Origin of the sequence: Actinoallomurus liliacearum, assembly GCF_039542035.1 — a bacterium.
GTDB lineage: Bacteria > Actinomycetota > Actinomycetes > Streptosporangiales > Streptosporangiaceae > Actinoallomurus > Actinoallomurus liliacearum.
Genome location: NZ_BAABHJ010000040.1, coordinates 526,897 through 544,808 on the forward strand (window position 1 = coordinate 526,897; position 17,912 = coordinate 544,808).

The 17,912-nt window shown below is 69.2% G+C and carries 23 protein-coding genes; 16 read left to right on the forward strand and 7 right to left on the reverse strand.

The features are described from left to right. Window positions 1-328: 328 nt before the first annotated feature. Complete coding sequence (locus ABD978_RS41155; RefSeq protein WP_345366702.1) at window positions 329-835, forward strand: protein-tyrosine phosphatase family protein; 507 nt, start codon at window positions 329-331, stop codon at window positions 833-835. Here the strand turns inward: ABD978_RS41155 and ABD978_RS41160 are convergent. Beyond that, window positions 832-1,395 carry a TetR/AcrR family transcriptional regulator gene (locus ABD978_RS41160; protein WP_345366704.1) on the reverse strand — a complete coding sequence of 188 codons (564 nt, stop codon included), beginning with the start codon at window positions 1,393-1,395 and terminating at the stop codon, window positions 832-834. The genes ABD978_RS41155 and ABD978_RS41160 overlap by 4 nt on opposite strands. 81 nt (window positions 1,396-1,476) lie before the next feature. On the opposite strand from ABD978_RS41160, the gene ABD978_RS41165 reads away from it, so the two are divergent. From ABD978_RS41165 to ABD978_RS41175, 3 genes are all read left to right on the forward strand, one after another. Continuing rightward, complete coding sequence (locus ABD978_RS41165) at window positions 1,477-2,361, forward strand: NAD(P)H-binding protein (protein WP_345366706.1); 885 nt, start codon at window positions 1,477-1,479, stop codon at window positions 2,359-2,361. 234 nt (window positions 2,362-2,595) lie between these two features. Beyond that, complete coding sequence (locus tag ABD978_RS41170) at window positions 2,596-3,738, forward strand: serine hydrolase domain-containing protein (RefSeq protein WP_345367430.1); 1,143 nt, start codon at window positions 2,596-2,598, stop codon at window positions 3,736-3,738. Between the two features lie 179 nt (window positions 3,739-3,917). Continuing rightward, window positions 3,918-4,781, forward strand: a complete 864-nt coding sequence (locus ABD978_RS41175) for an SMP-30/gluconolactonase/LRE family protein (protein WP_345366709.1) — start codon at window positions 3,918-3,920, stop codon at window positions 4,779-4,781. 214 nt (window positions 4,782-4,995) lie between these two features. Here the strand turns inward: ABD978_RS41175 and ABD978_RS41180 are convergent, their stop codons facing one another. Both ABD978_RS41180 and ABD978_RS41185 read right to left on the reverse strand, forming a co-directional pair. Next, window positions 4,996-5,877 carry a GNAT family N-acetyltransferase gene (locus ABD978_RS41180; RefSeq protein WP_345366711.1) on the reverse strand — a complete coding sequence of 294 codons (882 nt, stop codon included), beginning with the start codon at window positions 5,875-5,877 and terminating at the stop codon, window positions 4,996-4,998. 434 nt (window positions 5,878-6,311) lie between these two features. Further along, a complete protein-coding gene (locus ABD978_RS41185; protein ID WP_345366713.1) occupies window positions 6,312-7,334 on the reverse strand; it encodes a zinc-dependent alcohol dehydrogenase family protein in 1,023 nt (340 codons plus the stop codon). Window positions 7,335-7,584: 250 nt separating this feature from the next. Here ABD978_RS41185 and ABD978_RS41190 point away from each other — a divergent pair, with 250 nt between their 5' ends. The 3 genes from ABD978_RS41190 (at window position 7,585) to ABD978_RS41200 (ending at window position 9,996) form a co-directional block, all read left to right on the forward strand. Further along, window positions 7,585-8,478: a helix-turn-helix domain-containing protein gene (locus ABD978_RS41190; protein ID WP_345366715.1), complete on the forward strand. Its 894-nt coding sequence runs from the start codon at window positions 7,585-7,587 to the stop codon at window positions 8,476-8,478. A gap of 167 nt (window positions 8,479-8,645) precedes the next feature. Next, window positions 8,646-9,203: a dihydrofolate reductase family protein gene (locus ABD978_RS41195; protein ID WP_345366717.1), complete on the forward strand. Its 558-nt coding sequence runs from the start codon at window positions 8,646-8,648 to the stop codon at window positions 9,201-9,203. 85 nt (window positions 9,204-9,288) lie between these two features. Beyond that, window positions 9,289-9,996: a helix-turn-helix domain-containing protein gene (locus ABD978_RS41200; protein ID WP_345366719.1), complete on the forward strand. Its 708-nt coding sequence runs from the start codon at window positions 9,289-9,291 to the stop codon at window positions 9,994-9,996. On the opposite strand, the gene ABD978_RS41205 is transcribed toward ABD978_RS41200, so the two are convergent. Then, entirely contained in the window at window positions 9,949-10,602 is a 654-nt protein-coding gene (locus tag ABD978_RS41205; RefSeq protein WP_345366721.1) for a class I SAM-dependent methyltransferase, read from the reverse strand. The two genes, ABD978_RS41200 and ABD978_RS41205, sit on opposite strands and share 48 nt — an antisense overlap. A gap of 220 nt (window positions 10,603-10,822) precedes the next feature. Between ABD978_RS41205 and ABD978_RS41210 the strand changes: the two genes are divergently transcribed. The 3 genes from ABD978_RS41210 (at window position 10,823) to ABD978_RS41220 (ending at window position 12,705) form a co-directional block, all read left to right on the forward strand. Beyond that, on the forward strand, window positions 10,823-11,449 hold the full coding sequence (locus ABD978_RS41210) for a protoglobin domain-containing protein (protein ID WP_345366723.1): 627 nt from the start codon (window positions 10,823-10,825) through the stop codon (window positions 11,447-11,449). A 114-nt stretch (window positions 11,450-11,563) separates the two neighbouring features. After that, the gene (locus tag ABD978_RS41215) at window positions 11,564-12,112 is read left to right on the forward strand and encodes a YciI family protein (protein ID WP_345366725.1); all 549 of its coding nucleotides are present in this window, start codon (window positions 11,564-11,566) and stop codon (window positions 12,110-12,112) included. Between the two features lie 107 nt (window positions 12,113-12,219). Continuing rightward, the gene (locus ABD978_RS41220; RefSeq protein WP_345366727.1) at window positions 12,220-12,705 is read left to right on the forward strand and encodes a hypothetical protein; all 486 of its coding nucleotides are present in this window, start codon (window positions 12,220-12,222) and stop codon (window positions 12,703-12,705) included. A 102-nt stretch (window positions 12,706-12,807) separates the two neighbouring features. Here the strand turns inward: ABD978_RS41220 and ABD978_RS41225 are convergent, their stop codons facing one another. Together ABD978_RS41225 and ABD978_RS41230 are read right to left on the reverse strand one after the other, a co-directional pair. Then, the gene (locus ABD978_RS41225; protein ID WP_345366729.1) at window positions 12,808-13,038 is read right to left on the reverse strand and encodes a hypothetical protein; all 231 of its coding nucleotides are present in this window, start codon (window positions 13,036-13,038) and stop codon (window positions 12,808-12,810) included. Between the two features lie 18 nt (window positions 13,039-13,056). Further along, window positions 13,057-13,689 (reverse strand): hypothetical protein, encoded by a 633-nt coding sequence (locus tag ABD978_RS41230; RefSeq protein ID WP_345366731.1) that lies wholly within the window; start codon window positions 13,687-13,689, stop codon window positions 13,057-13,059. Between the two features lie 252 nt (window positions 13,690-13,941). On the opposite strand from ABD978_RS41230, the gene ABD978_RS41235 reads away from it, so the two are divergent. Both ABD978_RS41235 and ABD978_RS41240 read left to right on the forward strand, forming a co-directional pair. Further along, the gene (locus ABD978_RS41235; protein ID WP_345366733.1) at window positions 13,942-14,625 is read left to right on the forward strand and encodes a RibD family protein; all 684 of its coding nucleotides are present in this window, start codon (window positions 13,942-13,944) and stop codon (window positions 14,623-14,625) included. Next, window positions 14,626-15,105: a cytidine/deoxycytidylate deaminase family protein gene (locus tag ABD978_RS41240; protein ID WP_345366735.1), complete on the forward strand. Its 480-nt coding sequence runs from the start codon at window positions 14,626-14,628 to the stop codon at window positions 15,103-15,105. A gap of 2 nt (window positions 15,106-15,107) precedes the next feature. Here ABD978_RS41240 and bla read toward each other — a convergent pair whose 3' ends face one another. Further along, on the reverse strand, window positions 15,108-16,025 hold the full coding sequence (gene bla / locus ABD978_RS41245; protein ID WP_345366737.1) for a class A beta-lactamase: 918 nt from the start codon (window positions 16,023-16,025) through the stop codon (window positions 15,108-15,110). Between the two features lie 92 nt (window positions 16,026-16,117). Here bla and ABD978_RS41250 point away from each other — a divergent pair, with 92 nt between their 5' ends. The 4 genes from ABD978_RS41250 (at window position 16,118) to ABD978_RS41265 (ending at window position 17,879) form a co-directional block, all read left to right on the forward strand. Next, the gene (locus ABD978_RS41250; protein ID WP_345366739.1) at window positions 16,118-16,276 is read left to right on the forward strand and encodes a hypothetical protein; all 159 of its coding nucleotides are present in this window, start codon (window positions 16,118-16,120) and stop codon (window positions 16,274-16,276) included. Between the two features lie 17 nt (window positions 16,277-16,293). Further along, the gene (locus ABD978_RS41255) at window positions 16,294-16,812 is read left to right on the forward strand and encodes a hypothetical protein (protein WP_345366741.1); all 519 of its coding nucleotides are present in this window, start codon (window positions 16,294-16,296) and stop codon (window positions 16,810-16,812) included. Between the two features lie 42 nt (window positions 16,813-16,854). Then, window positions 16,855-17,136: a hypothetical protein gene (locus tag ABD978_RS41260; protein ID WP_345366743.1), complete on the forward strand. Its 282-nt coding sequence runs from the start codon at window positions 16,855-16,857 to the stop codon at window positions 17,134-17,136. 89 nt (window positions 17,137-17,225) lie between these two features. Further along, entirely contained in the window at window positions 17,226-17,879 is a 654-nt protein-coding gene (locus ABD978_RS41265; protein WP_345366745.1) for a DUF6518 family protein, read from the forward strand. Window positions 17,880-17,912 lie beyond the last annotated feature (33 nt).

A 17,912-nucleotide genomic window follows, 5' to 3' on the forward strand; every position in this document is an offset into this window, starting at 1 on the left:
AAGCGGCGTGACATCCCGGCAATGTGGTACACGTCACGTTGTCGTATCCGGGTCTACCCGCGAATGAAGGCGGCACGGCATGCATGACCGCGGCGGCGACGGCAGCGCGCGGGAGCGGCGGTAACACCCAGAGCAGTGCCATGACCGGTAGCGCGGCCAAGAACCACGCAAGGAGCGCGAAGACGAGCAGTGCCGGCCGGCTCGTAGACAGCAGAAGATCGGCGAGAACTGATCTCGGATCGCGACGCCGTGTGTACCGTGGCATCGTGATCGTGTGATCTCTCCCGGCTTTCGAACATGGTCGGGTGGACCCGCTAGGAGCGACACCGTGCGGACCAAGGGCCGTGGAGCGCCCGACGCGAATTCGCCATGGGACGAGATCGTCACTTTGCTATGGATGGGCGGCCATCACTACCAGGACCACGCCGGTGTTCGACGACCTGTCATCGTCGGTACTGAGTTCGATGTCGTGATCAGCCTCTACCAACGTGATGGCCACGGTCCGGCTGCGGGGGTGGAACATCACTACGTCCAGGCTCCGGACGGACCGCTGAGCCCGGCCCAGGTCGAGTCGATCTGCCAGATGGCGAACATCGTCGCAGCGGCGGTCGGCGACGGCCGCCGCGTCCTGGCCCGTTGCCACTCCGGATACAACCGTTCCGGCCTGGTCGTTGCCCAAGCCCTCATCAATATGGGCTACTCCACCGAAGACGCGATCTTTTTAATTCGCTACCGTCGATCCAAATGGGCCCTGAACAATTCTCTTTTCGTCGATTATCTCAATACCGGACTTGAGGTAGCGAGGTTGTTGACCGGCTTGGGAACGGGCCTTTAGCGTTCGGGGCTGCGGATGCCCTCGAGTAGAAGCGTGACGTGCCTACGCCAGCCACCGGCGCCGGTCATGTTCGCCATGGCGCCACGGGTGACGAGGACGAAGTCATCGGCGCGAAAGTCCTCACGGAGGCGGCCGGCGTCGACGGCGCGCTGCACGATGCGTTCGGTGATCGCTGAGAAATCCGTCTTCTCGGCGGCGATGTCGTTCCAGCTCGGCTCTTCCGGGCCGAGGAGCGCGAAGCGGAACGCGGCGTCGGCCTGTGCGGACTCCAGATAGCCGTACAGCAGCGTCTCGAACGCCGCCCAGGGATCCTCGGCCTCGTCGGCGGCGCGGGCGAGGGTGGTCATCGCCTCGAATCGGCGGCCGATGATCGCTGCGAGTAGCGCTTGCTTGTCGGCGAAGTGCCGGTAGAGGGTGCCGACGCCCAAGCCGGCGCGCTCGGCGATCTCGTCCATCTGCACGGCGTCGCCTCGCTGGGCGAACAGCTCGCCGGCGGCGTCGAGGACGGCCTCGCGGTTGCGCCGGGCATCGGCGCGCAGCGGGCGTTTGGGAGCGGTCATGGTCGCTTCACTCTAGTTGACGGCATGCGGAAGGCGGCTATATTCGGAACCGGAGTTCAGGTTCAGGTTATGGAGGGTCCGATGTTCGTCATCACCACACCGACAGGGCAGATCGGCAGCCAGTTGGTCCGTCAGCTGCTCGACCAGGACAAGGAGGTCCGGGTCATCGTCCGTGACGCCTCACGTCTGGATGACACGGTCCGCGAGCGGGTCGAGACCATCGATGGCTCCCACGACGATCCGGCCGTGCTCGACAAGGCACTGCCCGGGGCCGAAGCGCTGTTCTGGCTCGTCCCGCCGAACCCGCAGGCGCCGAGCGCCGAGGCGCACTACCTCAGTTTCGCCCGGGCGGGCGCCGCTGCCATCGCCCGCCACGATGTCGGCCACGTCGTCGGGGTGTCCAGCGCCGGGCACGGCTGGCCGACGCCGGCCGGCGTCCTCTCGGCGGCCTTCGCGATGGACGCCGAACTCGGCAGGTCCGGTGCCGCGTATCGGGCGTTGTCCATGCCCTTCTACATGGAGAACCTCCTCCGGCAACTCGATGCGATCTGCGGGCAAGGCGCGTTCTACCTGACCTGTGCAGGTGACCTGCCGCTGGCGTCGATCGCGACACGGGACATCGCCGGCATCGCCGCCGACCTGCTCACCGGTCGGTCCTGGACCGGGCAGGAGAGCCTCCCCGTGTTCGGCCCCGACCGAATGACCCCCGACGGGATGGCCGAGGTGATCAGCCAGGAACTCGGGCGTCCGGTCACCTACCGTCGCATGAGCATGGACGACTACGCGTCGCTGCTCCGCTCCGGAGGCGCCGGCGACCAGGCGGTCAAGGACCTGACCGAGGCGTTCGCCGCACAGGACCAGGGCATCTACGACGCGGACTGGGCGACCGCCAAACCCACTGCAACAGACTTCCGCACCTGGTGCAGGGAGGTGCTCAAGCCCGCCGCGGACGCCCGGGCATCCTGACACGAGTGAGGCTCATGACATCCGTCCTGATCACCGCAGGTGGACGTCAGGACAGGTGTCCGACGGATGGAAGGTCGGACCACGACCAAGCCGGCGTACGGATCACGTGTCGCCCGGCGTCGGGGGCGACTCCGAGGTCTCAGGCATCCGATCGGTGGGGCCAGGTCCACCCCAGTGAGCGGGTTGACCCCACTGTGCCTGCGGTGACGCGTCATTAACGTCGCCGTAGTGAAAATGCTGAAGCACGCGGCCGCCGTCGTCGCCGGATCCGCACTCGTATGCCTGGCGCTGCCCATCGCACCGACGGCCGCGGCACCCGTCGCATCGTCGGTCCCGCCGCCGTCGCGGTCGACGTTGGCGCAACAGGCCGGCAGGGTCGTCGCGGCCGGCGTGCCGGGGGTCGACATCGAGACGCGCGATGAGCGTGGCACCCGGTCCGTCGTGGCCGGTGTAGGAGATCTCCGCACCAACGAACCGCCGCGGCCCTCCGGCGAGTTCCGTATCGGCAGCGTCACCAAGTCGTTCACCGCGACCCTGGTGCTCAGCCTCGTCGCGGATGGGCGGATCGACCTTGACGCCCCGATCGACCGCTACCTGCCGGGCGTGCTGCCTTACTCCGAACCGATCACCGTCCGTCAGTTGCTGCAGCACCGAAGCGGTCTGTTCGACTACGGAAGCGTCCTGTGGGCGAATCCGAAGCTCGTGGCCCGGTCGCGATACCGGGACTATGCCCCGGCCGATCTCGTGCGCATCGCCACGCAGAAGCCACTGCAGTTCACGCCCGGCAGCCAGTTCCTGTATTCCAATACCGACTACGTCATGCTCGGCATGCTCGTCGAGAAGGTCACCGGAGACGGCTACGCACACGAGCTGTCCCGGCGCGTGTTGGACCCGGCCGGGCTGCGGCACACCTACCTCGCCGGACACGACCCGCGCCTGCGGCAGCCGTCGGCACGCGGGTACGAGGCCGTGCATTCGCCGACCCGGTTGACGGATCTCACCACCTACAACATGTCCGTCGCGTGGGCGAGCGGCGACATCGTGTCGACCACCCACGACCTGAACCTCTTCTACTCGGCGTTGCTCGACGGGCGACTGGTGCGACCCGCCCTGCTGCGCCAGATGCAGCAGTCCGAACCCGCCTTTCCCGGCTTCGAGTACGGGCTGGGCCTCGGGCACACCGAGATGTGCGGCCAGCAGGTCTGGGGCCACATCGGCGGTGTGCCCGGGTACGGCACCTACAGCTTCACCAGCCCGCAGAGCGCACGCCAGATCACGATCTCGGTCAACCGCAGCCTCACGCTGAGCCCGGCCGCCGAAAATGAGATCAACGCGCTCATCGCCGATGAGTTCTGCGGCGACCCGGCCCAGCGATGAGGTCACCGCGATCGCGTCGACGGTAGCCCTGCTCCGACTCCATGACGGACGCAAAGTGGGCTGTCGGAGACGTTCCTGGATGTGTCCGGGCTGGTGAATGTCGATTCGACGGTCGTCTGTTCGTGTAGACGGTGAAGGGCCGCCGATACGGCCCGCAGGCACGGAAGGACAGAGGATTCATGATCGAGCATCTGCCCCCACCTCGCACGCTGCTGACCGGCCTGGCCATGGTCGAGTCCGCCCGGTGGCACGACGGCCGGCTGTGGTTCGCCCACTGGGGCGCGGGCGAGGTCGTCGCCGTCGACATGGACGGCAATGCCGAGGTGATGGCCGAGGGCCCGCCCAGGATGGGCTGGGCGATCGACTGGCTGCCTGACGGACGCCTGGTGACGACCGGCCCGGCCGTCACCCGTCAGGATCCGGACGGTGCGCTGGTGACGCACTGCGAGCGGGGCGGCAACGAGATCGTGATCGATCCGCACGGCCACATGTATGTCAACGGCTTCGACTTCGACTTCATCGGTGGTGGCACGCCGAAGCCGGGCTGGATCAACCTCGTCGCGTCCGACGGGACCTACCGCCAAGTGGCCGGCGACATCGAGTTCCCCAACGGCATGGTGGTGACGCCGGACGGCTCCACTCTGGTCGTTGCCGAGTCGTTCGCCGGCCGGCTCAGCGCGTTCGACATCCAGGACGACGGTGCGCTCACCGACCGCAGGGTGTGGGCCGAGGGGCAGGGCCCGGACGGCATCTGCGTGGACGCCGAATCGGCGATCTGGACGCAGACCGCCGACACGGCCGCACACACAGGTGATCCGAACGCTCCGGCAGGCGCGTGTGTCCGGGTGCTCGACGGCGGCGAGATCACCCACCGCGTCGAGACCGAACTGCCATGCTTCGCTGCCACCCTCGGCGGTCCCGACGGCCGCCACCTGTTCCTGCTCTGCAACGAGTTCGAGGGAGTCGACCAGATGCAGGCAGTGCAGGCCCGCCGGTCCGCCACGATCTTCGTGACCGAAGCACCGGTCCCAAGGGCGGGCTGATTCCACCGGTCACCGGCCGAACGTGAGCAGAACCCGACGGCGTACAGCCCGTACAGGCGATCGTCGCGGGGCCGCTGGGGAAGCGTGCTCTGCACCCCAGCGGGGTCTAGCCGCATACCTCTACCTGAACAGAGCCCGGCTCATCAATTTCGCCGCCGCGCGCTTGTGGCCCGCCAACAGGCGTGGACGCCCTTGGTGATCATCCTTGTCCGGGTCAGATGTCGAGTTGGTAGCCGTACTCCCGGTGGGTCGGTTCGTAACCGAGACTGTCATTGATGGCGCGCATGGAGCGGTTGCCATCGGCGGTGTCGGTCAGCAGGCCGTCCAGCGCCGGGTGGCGCTCCCCGGCCTGCCGGATCGACTCGGCCTTCATCCACAGGCCGAGGCCGTGGCCGCGATGTTCGGGCAGGACACCGGTGCCGTAGTGCTGGGCGTCGCCCTTCCCGTCGCCTCGTACGACCAGCTCGGTGAAGCCCGCGATCGAGCCGTTCGACTCGTCGATGGCGACGACGGTGTGCAGGAGGTCGCCGCGGTCGCCGACGGCGCGAGCGGCGGCCCGGACGCGGTCCACGTCCCAGGTCTGAGTGCCGTAGTCGGTGTCGCCCATCGGCATGTCGTCCATCGCCCGGCGGGACGCGGCGAAGGTCGCGGCGAGCTCGTCCGGTACGACGCCGTCCCACGAGGCCAGCCGGTAGCCGGGGTGGGGCCGGGCGACGATCCGGGCGAGCCTGTCAGGATCGACCTGCGCCAGGGCCAACCGGGCGTACGTCAAGGTGAGCACCCGACGGAAGTCGCGAGCGCGCAGGAACAGTTCGCCGGGTGAGCCGGCCTCGACCAGAGCGAAAACGTTGCGCCGGCCGTCGTCGCGGGCTGCCCCGGCGGCGGCTGCGAGCAGGCGGGTACCGACGCCGCGTCGCCGCTCGGCGGGGTGGACGGTGAGGTCGAGGTCGGCCCGATGGGTCTCGCCCGGCCGGGTGAACAGGCGCAGAAACGCCGACCCGGCCGGAGTCCCGTCCGGATGAGTGGCCAACCAGGCAAGACGCCGGCTGGAGTGGGTGTGGGCCGGGTCGGTCAGCGGGGTGATACGGATGGACACGCTGTCTCCGTCGTGGGGATGTGGAACAGGGCAGAACGCGAGGTCCCCTGAGGAAAGCTCGTGCGCATGTGCCGTACACCTCCGAAACGACGAGCCCGCCGAGACGCGGGCGACTCGGCGGAACATAACGTCCGGCCGGCCGCGCGGCAAGCGATTAATCGGATGCACACGGCAGGCTCCCGACCAGGTCAGAACCGGTTTTCGCTGATCAACCAGGACGACGGCGTGCGCGTAGCGAGGGACGAGCGGAGGCGAACGTGGAGGAGCGTGAGCTGACCGAGCCGTGGAAGGTCTGTCGCCGACCTCGGTCGCATGGGCGAACGTCGGCCCGGGACGAGACGGTCAGCGGCGTCCGTACCGATCGTCCTGGATCTGGAAGGGCCACGATGAATGGGCCGCTGGACCGAAGGAAGAGTCGCAGTGGCCGTCGCGGGTCACACGCGCAGGAGGGCCTTGATGGCGCGGCGTTCGTCCATCGCCTTGTAGGCCTCGGCCGCCTGGTCCAGCGGGAGGGCGAGGTCGAAGACCTTGCCGGGGTCGATCTTCCGCTGCCAGATCAGGTCGATCAGTTCGGGCAGGAACCGGCGCACCGGGGCCGGCCCGCCGAGCAGGTTGACCTGGGAGAAGAAGAGGTCCTCTCCGCTGAGGCTGACGTCGTGGCTGACGCCGACGAAGCCGACGTGGCCCCCCGCGCGGGTGGAGCCGATGGCCTGGTGCATCGATTCCTGGGTGCCGACCGCCTCGACGACCGAGTGCGCGCCCAGCCCGCCGGTCAGTTCCTTGATCCGCGCGACGCCCTCGTCGCCGCGTTCGGTGACGATGTCGGTGGCGCCGAACTCCCGGGCCAGCTTCTGGCGCGCCTCGTGGCGGCTCATGGCGATGATCCGCTCGGCGCCGAGCTGCTTGGCGGCCAGCACCGCCAGCAGGCCGACGGCGCCGTCGCCGACGACCGCGACCGTCTTGCCGGGCCCGGCATCGGCGGCCACCGCGCCGAACCAGCCGGTGCCCAGCACATCCGAGGCCGCCAGCAGGCTGGGGATCAGGTCGGGTTCGGGGGTGCCGGGGGTGGCGACCAGGGTGCCGTCGGCCCAGGGGATCCGGGCGCGCTCGGACTGGGTGCCGACCTGGGACATGAACACGCGGTGGGCGCAGGAGGACGGATAGCCCGAGCGGCAGATCTCGCAGGTGCCGTCGGAGGCCACGAACGAGCCCACGACGAACTGACCCGGCTTGATGGTCGTGACCTCGCCGCCGACCTCCTCGACCACGCCGACGTACTCATGCCCCATCGGCATGGGCTCGTCGACGGACTCGACGCCGCGGTAGGGCCACAGGTCCGAGCCGCACACACAGGCCGCAGCCAGCCGGATGATCGCATCGGTCGGCTCAATGATCTTCGGGTCGTCGATCTCCTCCACCCGAACGTCTCCCGGAGCGTGCAGGAAAGTAGCGCGCATGATGATCCTTCGTCCTGTTGGTCTCTCAAGCCGTTGATCTGCCGATGGCCGGCCGTACCGTCAGCCGACAGGACCGCCTCGAAGCCGTCGCGTGCCTGGCGGGCCCCTGGGTTCCCGGCACGGTGCTCGCAACCGGTCAAGGGACGGCACTACCCATCGAAGGCGCTGGTCGGCGCGGCAGAAAGGCACTGATGAAAGGTGTACTGGCAGGGCACCCCTACCCGAGGAGAAGCCGCCTAGCCTCGAAAGGGTGGACCACCGCAGCGAGATCCGTGAATTCCTGACCTCCCGCCGGGCCAAGATCAGCCCGCAGCAGGCCGGGCTGCCCTCCTACGGCACCCGCCGGGTGCCCGGGCTGCGCCGCGCCGAGGTCGCCCAGCTCGCTGGAATCAGCGTCGAGTACTACTCCCGCCTGGAACGCGGTGACCTGGCCGGCGTCTCTGACAGCGTCCTGGGCGCCCTGGCTCGCGCGCTGAGACTGAACGACGAAGAAGGCATTCACCTGCGCGACCTGGCGCGCACCGCTGGAACCGGCCCGCGCCGCCGGCACCGCCCTGCCCCCCGCACCGTACGGCCCAGCGTGCAACGACTTCTGGACTCCATGACCGAAGCACCGGCGTTCGTCATGAACGGCCGCGGCGACGTCCTGGCCACCAACGCGCTCGGCCGCGCCCTGTACGCCCCCATGGTCGACGCGGCCCGCGGCGACACTCCCAACCACGCCCGGTTCATCTTCCTCGACGAGCGATCCCACCGGTTCTGGGGCGACTGGGAACGGGCCGCCGACGACACCGTCGCCCTCCTGCACGCCCAGGCCGGCCGCGACCCCTACGACAAGGACCTCACCGACCTCATCGGCGAACTGTCCACCCGCAGCGACGACTTCCGCACCCGCTGGGCCCGCCACGACGTCCGTCAGTACCACCAGGGCAGCAAACCCTTCCACCACCCGGTCGTCGGCGACCTGTGCCTCATCTACGAGTCACTCGACCTGACCGCCGACAACCTCACCCTGGTGGCCTATGGCGCCGAACCCGGCAGCGAATCCGACGACAAACTCCGTCTCCTGGCCAGCTGGGCCGCTGGCGACAACGGCGAACGCCAGCCCTACGAACCCACCCGCCGCTCCACAGACCGGTCGTGAACCAGTTCCCCGGGTGCCGGAAATCGTCGGTCGGCCGTGATGTGATCTGTACGGTCGCGGTCGCGGTCACGTCAGGTCACCGGGACCGATCATGGTCCTCGGGACAGCGGAGGCCTCTGCCGGTCCCGGCTCAAGCTTCGCGTCACCGTTCGGAGAGGGAGACCACCATGGGCACGATCGGCGTGCACGAGTTCGTCAGCCTGGACGGCGTGTTCGAGGATCCACGCTGGACCGCGGATTACGGTTTCACCGAGGCGATGGGGCAGGCGGTCGGCCGGTTGACCGAGTCCAGCTCCGCCATCCTGCTCGGCCGCACCACCTATCAGATGTTCGCCCCGGCCTGGTCGACCCGTACCGCCGCGGAGGACCCGGGCGCCCCGTTCTTCAACGACACCCCCAAGTACGTCGTGTCGTCCACCCTGACCTCGGCCGAAGACTGGCAGAACTCCACTGTGCTCGGCCCGTACGATCCGCAGGCCGTCCGCAGGCTGAAGGACGAGGTCGCGGGCGGTATCTACATCAGCGGCAGCGGCACCCTGGTGCGCGCGCTCCTGGCCGACGGCCTGGTCGACGAGCTGCACCTGATGGTCTACCCGGTCATACTCGGGTCGGGGGCCGAGCTCTTCCCCCACGGCACCCAGCGCACCTCGTTGACCCTCACCGGCCAGGAGAGCTTCGAGAACGGCGTCATCCACCTGACCTACACCCCGGCGGCGACGACCTGAGCTCTGCCCGCCGAGGTGTTCCAGCGGCAGACCGCCCTGCGCCGTCGGGTGGCCGGGTGCGGCGGTCGCGGCCGATCATGAGGGAATGACGTCGCGTTTCTCCGTCGGTCACGGCTATGCGCTCTATGAGGGGCCGTCGTTGGACAGCGCCTTCCATCGTCACGCCGCCTTCCAGATCACCGTCGCCATCGGCGGCGAGGCCGCCATGGTGGACGCCGCCGGGGTCCGCCACCACGCCACGGCGCTCGTCGTACCTCCGATGGTGCGGCATCGGATGGCGGCGACGACGGAGCTGCGCGTCTTCTTCGTCGAACCCCAGTGCGCGTTCGCCGACCGGTTGCGCGAGCGCTCCAGCGGCGGGATCAGCGCGGCTCCCGAACTGCGCCGCCTCGGCGAGAACGACGTCCGGCTCGCCGGCGTACGGTCGTCCGGGGAGCTCGATCCCCGGCTGCTCGCGGCGATGGACGCGCTGGCCGACGAGCCGGTCTCGATGCCGGACCTGGCCGCGCAGGTCGGCCTGTCCCCGCAACGGCTGCGCGCCCTGGCACGCGGCCAGTTGGGCATGCCGCTGGCCCGCTGGCGCGTCTGGACCCGGCTGCGCCGGGCGGTGGAGGCGCTGCGGGCGGGACGGTCGCCGGCGGAGGCGGCCGCCGTCAGCGGCTTCGCCGACCAGGCACATCTGACGCGATGGACCCGCGAGATGATCGGCCTGACCCCGGCGGTCGTGCTGCCGATGCTGCGCCCGTCACCCGCGGAACGCGACGTAGACCGAGATCGAACCGGTGGGGGTTGAGACGACCTCGGCCTCCCGTACATCGCCGAAACCGGCCTCGGCCATCAGCTCCGGCACCACGCCCTCGGCGTTCGGCCGGGTGTCCTCGAAGCCGTCGGCGAACTGCACGATCCGGAACCCCAGGCGCATCAGCCGGGTGCGCTGCAGCCCGTAGTCGGCGATGACCACTTTGCCGCCCGGCCGCAGCACCGCGTGCACCGAGGCGAGGATGGCACGCTTCGTCCTCATCGGGCACTGGTGGAGGACGAGGCTGGACACCGCCGTGTCCACGGCGCCGACGCCCACGACCTCCGGCAGCGCGTCGCCCATGCCGGTCTCCCACCGTACTGTCGCGCCGGCGGCCTCGGCCTTGCGCCGGGCGATCGCCAGCACGTTCCGGTCCGGGTCCATCGCCACGACCCGTGCCCGCGGTTCGGTGCGGTTCAGCAGCAGCGCCGTCGACCCGGTGCCGCATCCCACGTCGACGATCAGCTCGTCCGGCCGCGGCGCGACATGCATGACGGCCAGCGCCCGCCACAGCCGCTCGCGGGTCAGCGCGACGACGGGATCGTAGAGCCGCGTGGGAGCGAATCGTCCCAGCGCGGGAGTGAAGGTCTGCTCGGTCATGCCGGCAGACTCACACCCCGGCGTTCCCACGGTCTTGAACGAACCGCTCGCCGGCTCACCATGCGCAACGCGGGATGGTCTATCGCCGGCCGGCTGAGATCCACCCCACTCCGCCGCACGCCGTCGCGCCGTCGAACCCGCTCGCCGAGGTGATGCTTCGACCGTCGTGGAATCGTCCCGCGCCTAGCGTGCGGGTATGGCTTCACCAGGGAGGAGCAGGATGAGTGATCACACGCCGATATCCGAGTCGGTGGTCGAGCACCCCGAGCGGATCCCCGGCTACACCTACGGCACCGCGGCGTCCGCCACCTCGCCACTGACCCTCCAGGAGCTGGAGCGGCTGAAGGCCGTCGTGGGGCTGACGCCCGAGGATGAGGAGGCGCTGCGCGAGGCGGCCGTGATCCTCGCCGACCAGGCCGACGACATGGTCGACGCGTACCGGGCGCGGCTGGGCGACCTGCCGTTCATGCGCCCTTTTTCCGGTCATCCGGATGGCACGCCCAACCCGGAGTACGGCGCCGCCAGCAAGCCCCGTTTCGCCCGGTTCATCATCGACGCCTGCACCCGTCCCCTGGACCAGGACTGGCTGAACTACCAGCACGAGATCGGGCTGCGTCACACCCGGGCCAAGAAGAACCTCACCGACCACGCCGACTCGCTCGACCACATCCCGATGCGGTACCTGCTCGGCTTCACCGCCGTCGTGATCGCCACGGCGCGCGAGTACCTGGCCGCCAAGGGTGCCTCGCCCGAGCAGGTCGACCGCATGCACGCGGCGTTCACCAAGTCCGTGATGCTGCACGTCACCGTCTGGACCCGGCCCTATGCCGACGCCGCCTCATGGTGACCACGAGGACCGGTGTGCTTCGGACCACTCGGCGTAGCCGGGCCCCTCTCGGCTCGTGGGATTCGGGTCGGGGTCGGTCGGGCGGATGTGCGACGACAGTGGACACTGTGGGGCGTGGAGTTCTTCTGTTACCACCGGGACCGGCCCGGTTCCGCGGCCTTGCGCGGCGAGCTGGGGGAAGAGCACTGGTCCTACATGGACCGGTACGAGAAAGAGCTGATCGCCCGCGGCCCGACCTTCGCCGGCGACGGCGAGACGCCCACCGGCAGCGTGCACATCGTCGACCTGCCCGATCCCGCCGCCGCCCGCGCGTTCGCCTTCGACGAGCCGAACCACCAGGCCGGCGTGTACCGGGACGTGCTGCTGCGCCGGTGGCGCAACATGCTGGGACGCACCATGTGGGAGTTCCCCGGTGGCCGGACCGGCGGCAACCGGTTCCTGGTGCTCGGCCTCGGCCCGGTGAAGGACGCCGAACTCGCTCTGCCGCCCGATCAGGACGAGCTGATCGCCTACGGGCCACTGCTGTCCGACGACGGCACCACCTGGCTGGGTACGGCGGTGCTGGTCAGGGCGCCGGATCCGGACATGGCCCGCGCCGTCCTGGCCTCGGACCGGTACGCCGACATCGAGGTCCACGCGTGGGAGTTCGGCGGACGCCGGTAGCGAGTCCGCGCCGACCGTGATCGTGTCGGTCGGGACGACGATGCCGTTTCCGTGGCGTCGCCGAGTCGCGGTGCCGATGACTTCTGGTCGTTCAGGTGGTCTTACCTGTGACGGCGACCGAGAAGGAGCAGGGCATGCGGAACCCGGCGTTCAAGCGGCTGGAGGCCCTACTGGGCGGATGGAGGATGGAGGCGATCGTCGACGGGCGGTCGATGGGGTTCGCGCACGCGCGATTCGAGTGGGTTGAGGATGCCGCGTTCATGCGTCAGTACACGTACGCCGAACCCGCGGAGGTGCTCGACACCGACTGGGCGGCCCACTCACCCATGCCGGTCACCTCGATCATCGGGCTCGACGACTCCCGCGACGAGTTCACCATGCTCTACGCCGACGCGCGGGGCGTCTTCCGGGTCTACCGGCTCAACGTGGTCGACGGCGTCTGGACGATGTACCGGGAGGCGCCGGGTTTCAATCAGCGCTTCTCCGCGACCTTCGGCTCCGACGGACGTACGATCTCCGGCGCGTGGGAGGCCTCATCCGACGCACTGGACTGGTGCAAGGACTTCGACGTCAGCTACACGCGCGAGGCCTGATCACCTCATCGACCGGCGCTGCCGCGTACCGCTCCCGCTCGCCCTGGAAAAGGATCCGGTCCCGCAGCCAGGCAGCCCGCCGACCACGCGTAGCCGACGATGTCAGGGTCCGTGGAACCCCGCGGCAGAGGCCTCCTCGGGGGAGCAGAAGAAGTGATCGTGGAAGGGCGTCACCATGTACTCCGGGTCCGCGGGGACCGTGTACCAGTAACCGGCGGCGAAGGTCGCCGGGGGCCGCGGCCTCGCTAAGAGCATCACGAGCAGGTACCCGAGCGCAGGGAGCCCGACGACGAACAGCGCCAGCCAGCCCATCGCCTCGAGGAAGTGCATCACGGCCGGAACACGGCCTGCTCATTGGCTGTAGAAGAGCACCGGGTGTTCAGGGTCGGCCGAGCAGGCGAAGAGTCCTCCGGGGCCGACGTCGACCATCATCCCGGTCGGCGTGTAGGCCTGCTCGTACTCCGGTGTCCCGTAGGCCAGGTCACGGTCCTCGATCGCACACCACCGGCCATCGCCCTCACCGTTGTCGAGCTGCAGGAGCAGGGTGGCCGGGGCGTCACAGGCGACGCATGTCAGCCCGCTCGGCGCCGATCCGTGGATCACGGTTCCGCCGATCTTGAAGCCGGGGGCGGTCGACAGGTCCTCGTACAGATCCGTGTCCCGGTCCCATGCCCGGACGCGGTCCTTCAGGTCGTCCGGGAGGTCCTCGAGCCAGGGGTACTCGATCAGCCGTTCCGGATGCAGGACGCACGGACGCGGGATGTAGGTCTCGTAGAACCCGGGGAGTTCGCCCTCGAGATCCGGCTCGGGCGGGGCCTCGAGGATCTCGGTCACCTCGGCGGCCCGCCGCCAGACGACCCGGCAGGGGGCATGCTTACTGCAGCAGTGGTAGCCGACGCACCAGAGGATCTGGAGCAGGTCCGCTCCCTCGGGGAAGGCGATCTCCGGGAAGTCCGCGGCGGTCAGCTGAGCCAGGGCGACCATCGGAGATCCCGGATCCTCTCCGGGATACTGGTCGCAGTCGGGGGCCTCGCAGTGCGGCCATGACTCCGTGGCCGGCCACAGCAGGGGCCCTCCGATGTGACTGTCCCGAGGGCCGGGACTACCGGGTCGGGGGTGCAACCGTACGGTGGTACTCGCGTAGGCGCTCAAGTCCGGGATGATCTGAGCGAGATCTACTGAGGGGGCTTCCGTGGTACGGGTCATCGGGTCATTGTCGTCCATCTCCCGCAGCGCATGACGACGCGTCCGTACGTCCTGCTCAGCGTCGCCACCTCCGTGGACGGGTACATCGACGACACTGGTCCCGACCGGCTACGGCTCTCGAACGAGGCCGACTTCGACCGGGTCGACCAGGTCCGCGCCGAGTCCGACGCGATCCTGATCGGGGCGACGACCCTCCGGCGGGACGACCCGCGGCTGCTGGTGAAGTCCGCCAGGCGACGCGACGAGCGCGAGGCGCGCGGCCTCCCGCCGTACCCGCTGAAGATCACGATCACCCGCAGCGGGGACCTGGACCGTGACCTGAAGTTCTGGCACCACGGCGGGGACAAGCTCATCTACTGCCCCGATGCGGCCGTCCCCGGTCTGCGCGCGCGGCTGGGGGACCTGGCCGACGTCGCCGGGCTCGGCGCCAGTCTCGATCTCGAGGGCATGCTCGATGATCTCGGTCGGCGGGGGGTCGGACGGCTCATGGTCGAAGGCGGCGGGACGATCCACACCCAGTTCCTGACCGCCGGCCTCGCCGATGAGATCCACCTCGCCATCGCGCCGTTCTTCCTCGGCGACCCCGATGCCCCGCGGTTCGTCAACCCGGGCGACTTCCCGTCCGGGCCGGGGAACCGGATGACGCTCGCGGAGGCCCGCACCATCGGGGACATCGCGTTCCTGCGCTACCTCCCCAAGGAGAAGGTCACCTAGTTGTCCTCCACACCGTCCAGCCGCCCCGAAGATCGTCGATGGCTGTCCCTCGCCATCGACCTGGCCGAACAGTGCCCACCCAGCGACACCGCGTTCTCGGTCGGGTGTGTGATCGTCGATGAGCACGGAGCCGAGATCTCCCGAGGCTTCTCGCGCGAGCGACCGCACTTCCACGCCGAAGAGTCCGCGCTGAGCAAGATCGCGCCCGACGACGAGCGGCTGCCCGGAGCCACGCTGTACAGCTCCCTCGAGCCCTGCACACGCCGCAGCTCCCGGCCCCGGACCTGCTCCGAGCTGATCATCGACTCCCCGATCCGGCGGGTGGTCACCGCATGGCGCGAACCACCGGTATTCGTCTCGGACGCCCACGGAGTACGAGCCCTGGAGGCCGCCGGGATCACCGTCGTGGAGATTCCCGAACTCGCCGACGCGGCGGCAGCGATGAACGCCCACCTTCTCGACCAGGGCGGCGACCGCTGACCTCAGGTCAGCGCGGCGACGATTCGCTTCGTGGCCTCGGCGATCAGGGCGTCCACGGGCGGCGTGTGGTACCCGGGCCGGTCGGACATGACGGCGATCACGAGCGGGGCGGTGTGGGGCGGCCACACGATGGCGATGTCGTTGGCTCGGCCGTAGTCGCCGGTTCCGGTCTTGTCGGCCACCGTCCACCCCCTGGGGAGCCCGGCCCGGATGCGTTTCCCGCCGGTGGTGTTGCGGTGCAGCCAGTCCGTGAGCAGGGCGCGCTTGTCGGCGGTCAGCGCGGTACCGAGCAGCAGTTCCCGGTACGCGGCGGCGATCGCCCGAGGAGTGGTCGTGTCGCGCGGGTCCTTCGGCGGGATCCTGTTCAGCTTGGGTTCGTAGTCGTCCATCCGGCTGACGCCGTCGCCGAGCTCGCGCAGATAGGCGGTCAGCCGCGCCGGACCGCCGATGTCGCGCATCAGCAGATTGCCGGCCGTGCCGTCGCTGTAGCGGACGGCGGCATCACACAGCTGCCGGATGGTCATGCCCGTCGCGACGTGGTTCTGGGTGATGGGTGAGATGGAGTCGACGTCGGCCCTGGTGTAGGTGACGCGCTTGTCCAGATGACCGAGCGGGTTCCGGTGCAGGACCGCGGCCGCGGCGAGTGCCTTGAAGGTGGAGCAGAACGCGAACCGCTCGTCCGCGCGATAGGCCATCGTGGCGCCGGTACCGGTGGCCAGGGCGTACACGCCCAGCCGGGCGCGGTGCTCGCGTTCGAGCGCCGCGAACCGCGACGTGCCCGGGGAAGGGGCGGCGCTGCGAGTCGGCGCCGGGGACGCCGTGGAGACCGGGCGGTCACGTGAGTCGCAGCCCGCCAGCGGCAGGAGCGCCGCGGCCACCAGCAGACCACGGCGAGACGGACCGGACCGCGCGACGAACATTCGGCAGTACCTGCTTTCACTTCCCTCGGAGCGCCGCGATCATCTTTCCATCCGGCGTCCTCCCACAGCGCCGGACGCGTACCGTCTGGATCGTGACCACAGATCGGCGCCCTCGCCTGGCCGACGCCTTCCCCGGATTGGTCTCCGACATCGTTGAGGCGCTGCGGATCGTCGATCCATCGGATAACACGATCATGGCTATCACCCACGTTGAGGTCGTCGACGGCCGCGACCTCGGTCCGGCGGCCTGACGCTTAGGAGAGCACTCATGAACGACCGTGGTGACCAAGACCTGTGGGACGCAGTCGTTGCGGCCGAGAAGGAACTCGTCCGCCGCCGAGCCGACTTCTACCGGAACGCAAAAGGTCGATCGGAAGTCGTGAAAGCCGCACTTTCCGGCGATGCCTGGCAGCAGGGCTCCGCGCTCGGCTTCCTGGACTCGCTTTCTGAAGACGCCCCCGACGTGCTGCCCCAACTAGTCGGGCTTTCCATGTCCCACCGATGGGCGCTCCAGGCGCGCAGGGTGGTGCACCGCATACCGCCCGACCGTCTCTGGCCCATGCTCACCCCGATGGTGTCCGGCCTTTTGAAGACGGCTGACGCCGATGATCACCTGCGCTTGGCCGAACTCCTCGCCCATGTCGGAGCATGGCCGCTGCTGCGTCAATTGGCGGACCGGGCGGTCACCCACGACGATCCCGAGATTCGCGAGGTCGCCGAGGACGTAACTCGCAGGTACGGCCGCTTCTGGCCACCACCACCCGCTACGTCTGGACCGGAGCTGTGAAACACCCCGAGGTGTGGTGGTCGGAGTGCCTAGGATTCCTTCATGGATCTCAAAGACGCCTCGTACATGGTCCTTGCCGAATCGGCTCCGCATTCGGATCTGGTGGACGTCGCTCGAGCCGTACACGACGATTTTTCCGCAGGTCGTGAGGTCCCATACTTCGCGCTGACCGGCATGCTCGCCGAAGCGAGCCGCAAGGGGGTGCTGAGCCGACTCAAGGAACGGTACGGCGACGGCACGATCAATGACATGGTCTTCGTGCTCGCCCGTGAAGCGGACCGTCAGCGGACCATCGCCGGAGATTCGCCCTCGAAGCGGCACTGACCCGGCTTGGCTCAGGACGCCCATGCGGCCGCGCATTCGGCTTGCCGAAGCCGGCCGCAGAGCGGCGGAAGTGTGGCATCGTCGCCGACGTGACAGGCACCGAGGCCCGCGAAGACGAGACGACCGCTCGGTCCGCGATTCCGTCCTGGGGTGTACGGATCCTGGCCGCTCCGGTGATCGGGATCGTGATGGGTGCCGTGACGGAGGTCCTGCAGAAGTATCTCGACCTGCCGTGGAACAGCCTGGTGAACGCCGCGAGTCCCTGGCTCGCTCCGGCGTTCGCGGTCGGGGCCCTGCAGCGGCGGCCCTGGGGAGCCGCGGTGGCCGGGCTGGCGACCTGCGTCTTCGAGCTGGTCGGGTACTACGTCACGGCGGCGGCGCGCGGTTACTTCGCCGGGGGCGGGCACGGGATCCTGCTGTTCTGGGGTGGCTGCGCGGTGGCCGGAGGGCCCGTGCTCGGGGCGGCCGGTCGGCTGTGGTGGCGCGGGCACGGCCGACTGCGCGGGCTGGGAGCCGCGGTGCTCGCGGCGGCGTTCCTCGCGGAGGCCATCGTGGCCTACTGGTGGCGCCTCCACTACACCGCGAGCGCCGTCCTGTTCGCGGGACTCGGCGTCGCGGTGGGCATGTTGCTCGGGCTGCGCGGACGCCGCTACGTGGATCTGGCGCGCTGGCTGCTCGTCGTGCTCCCCATCGGCCTCCTGGCGGAACTCGCGCTCGGGCTGGTCTACGACCAGACCTTCTAGACCTCGCCGCGCGCAGCCCGGCCCGGACGGATC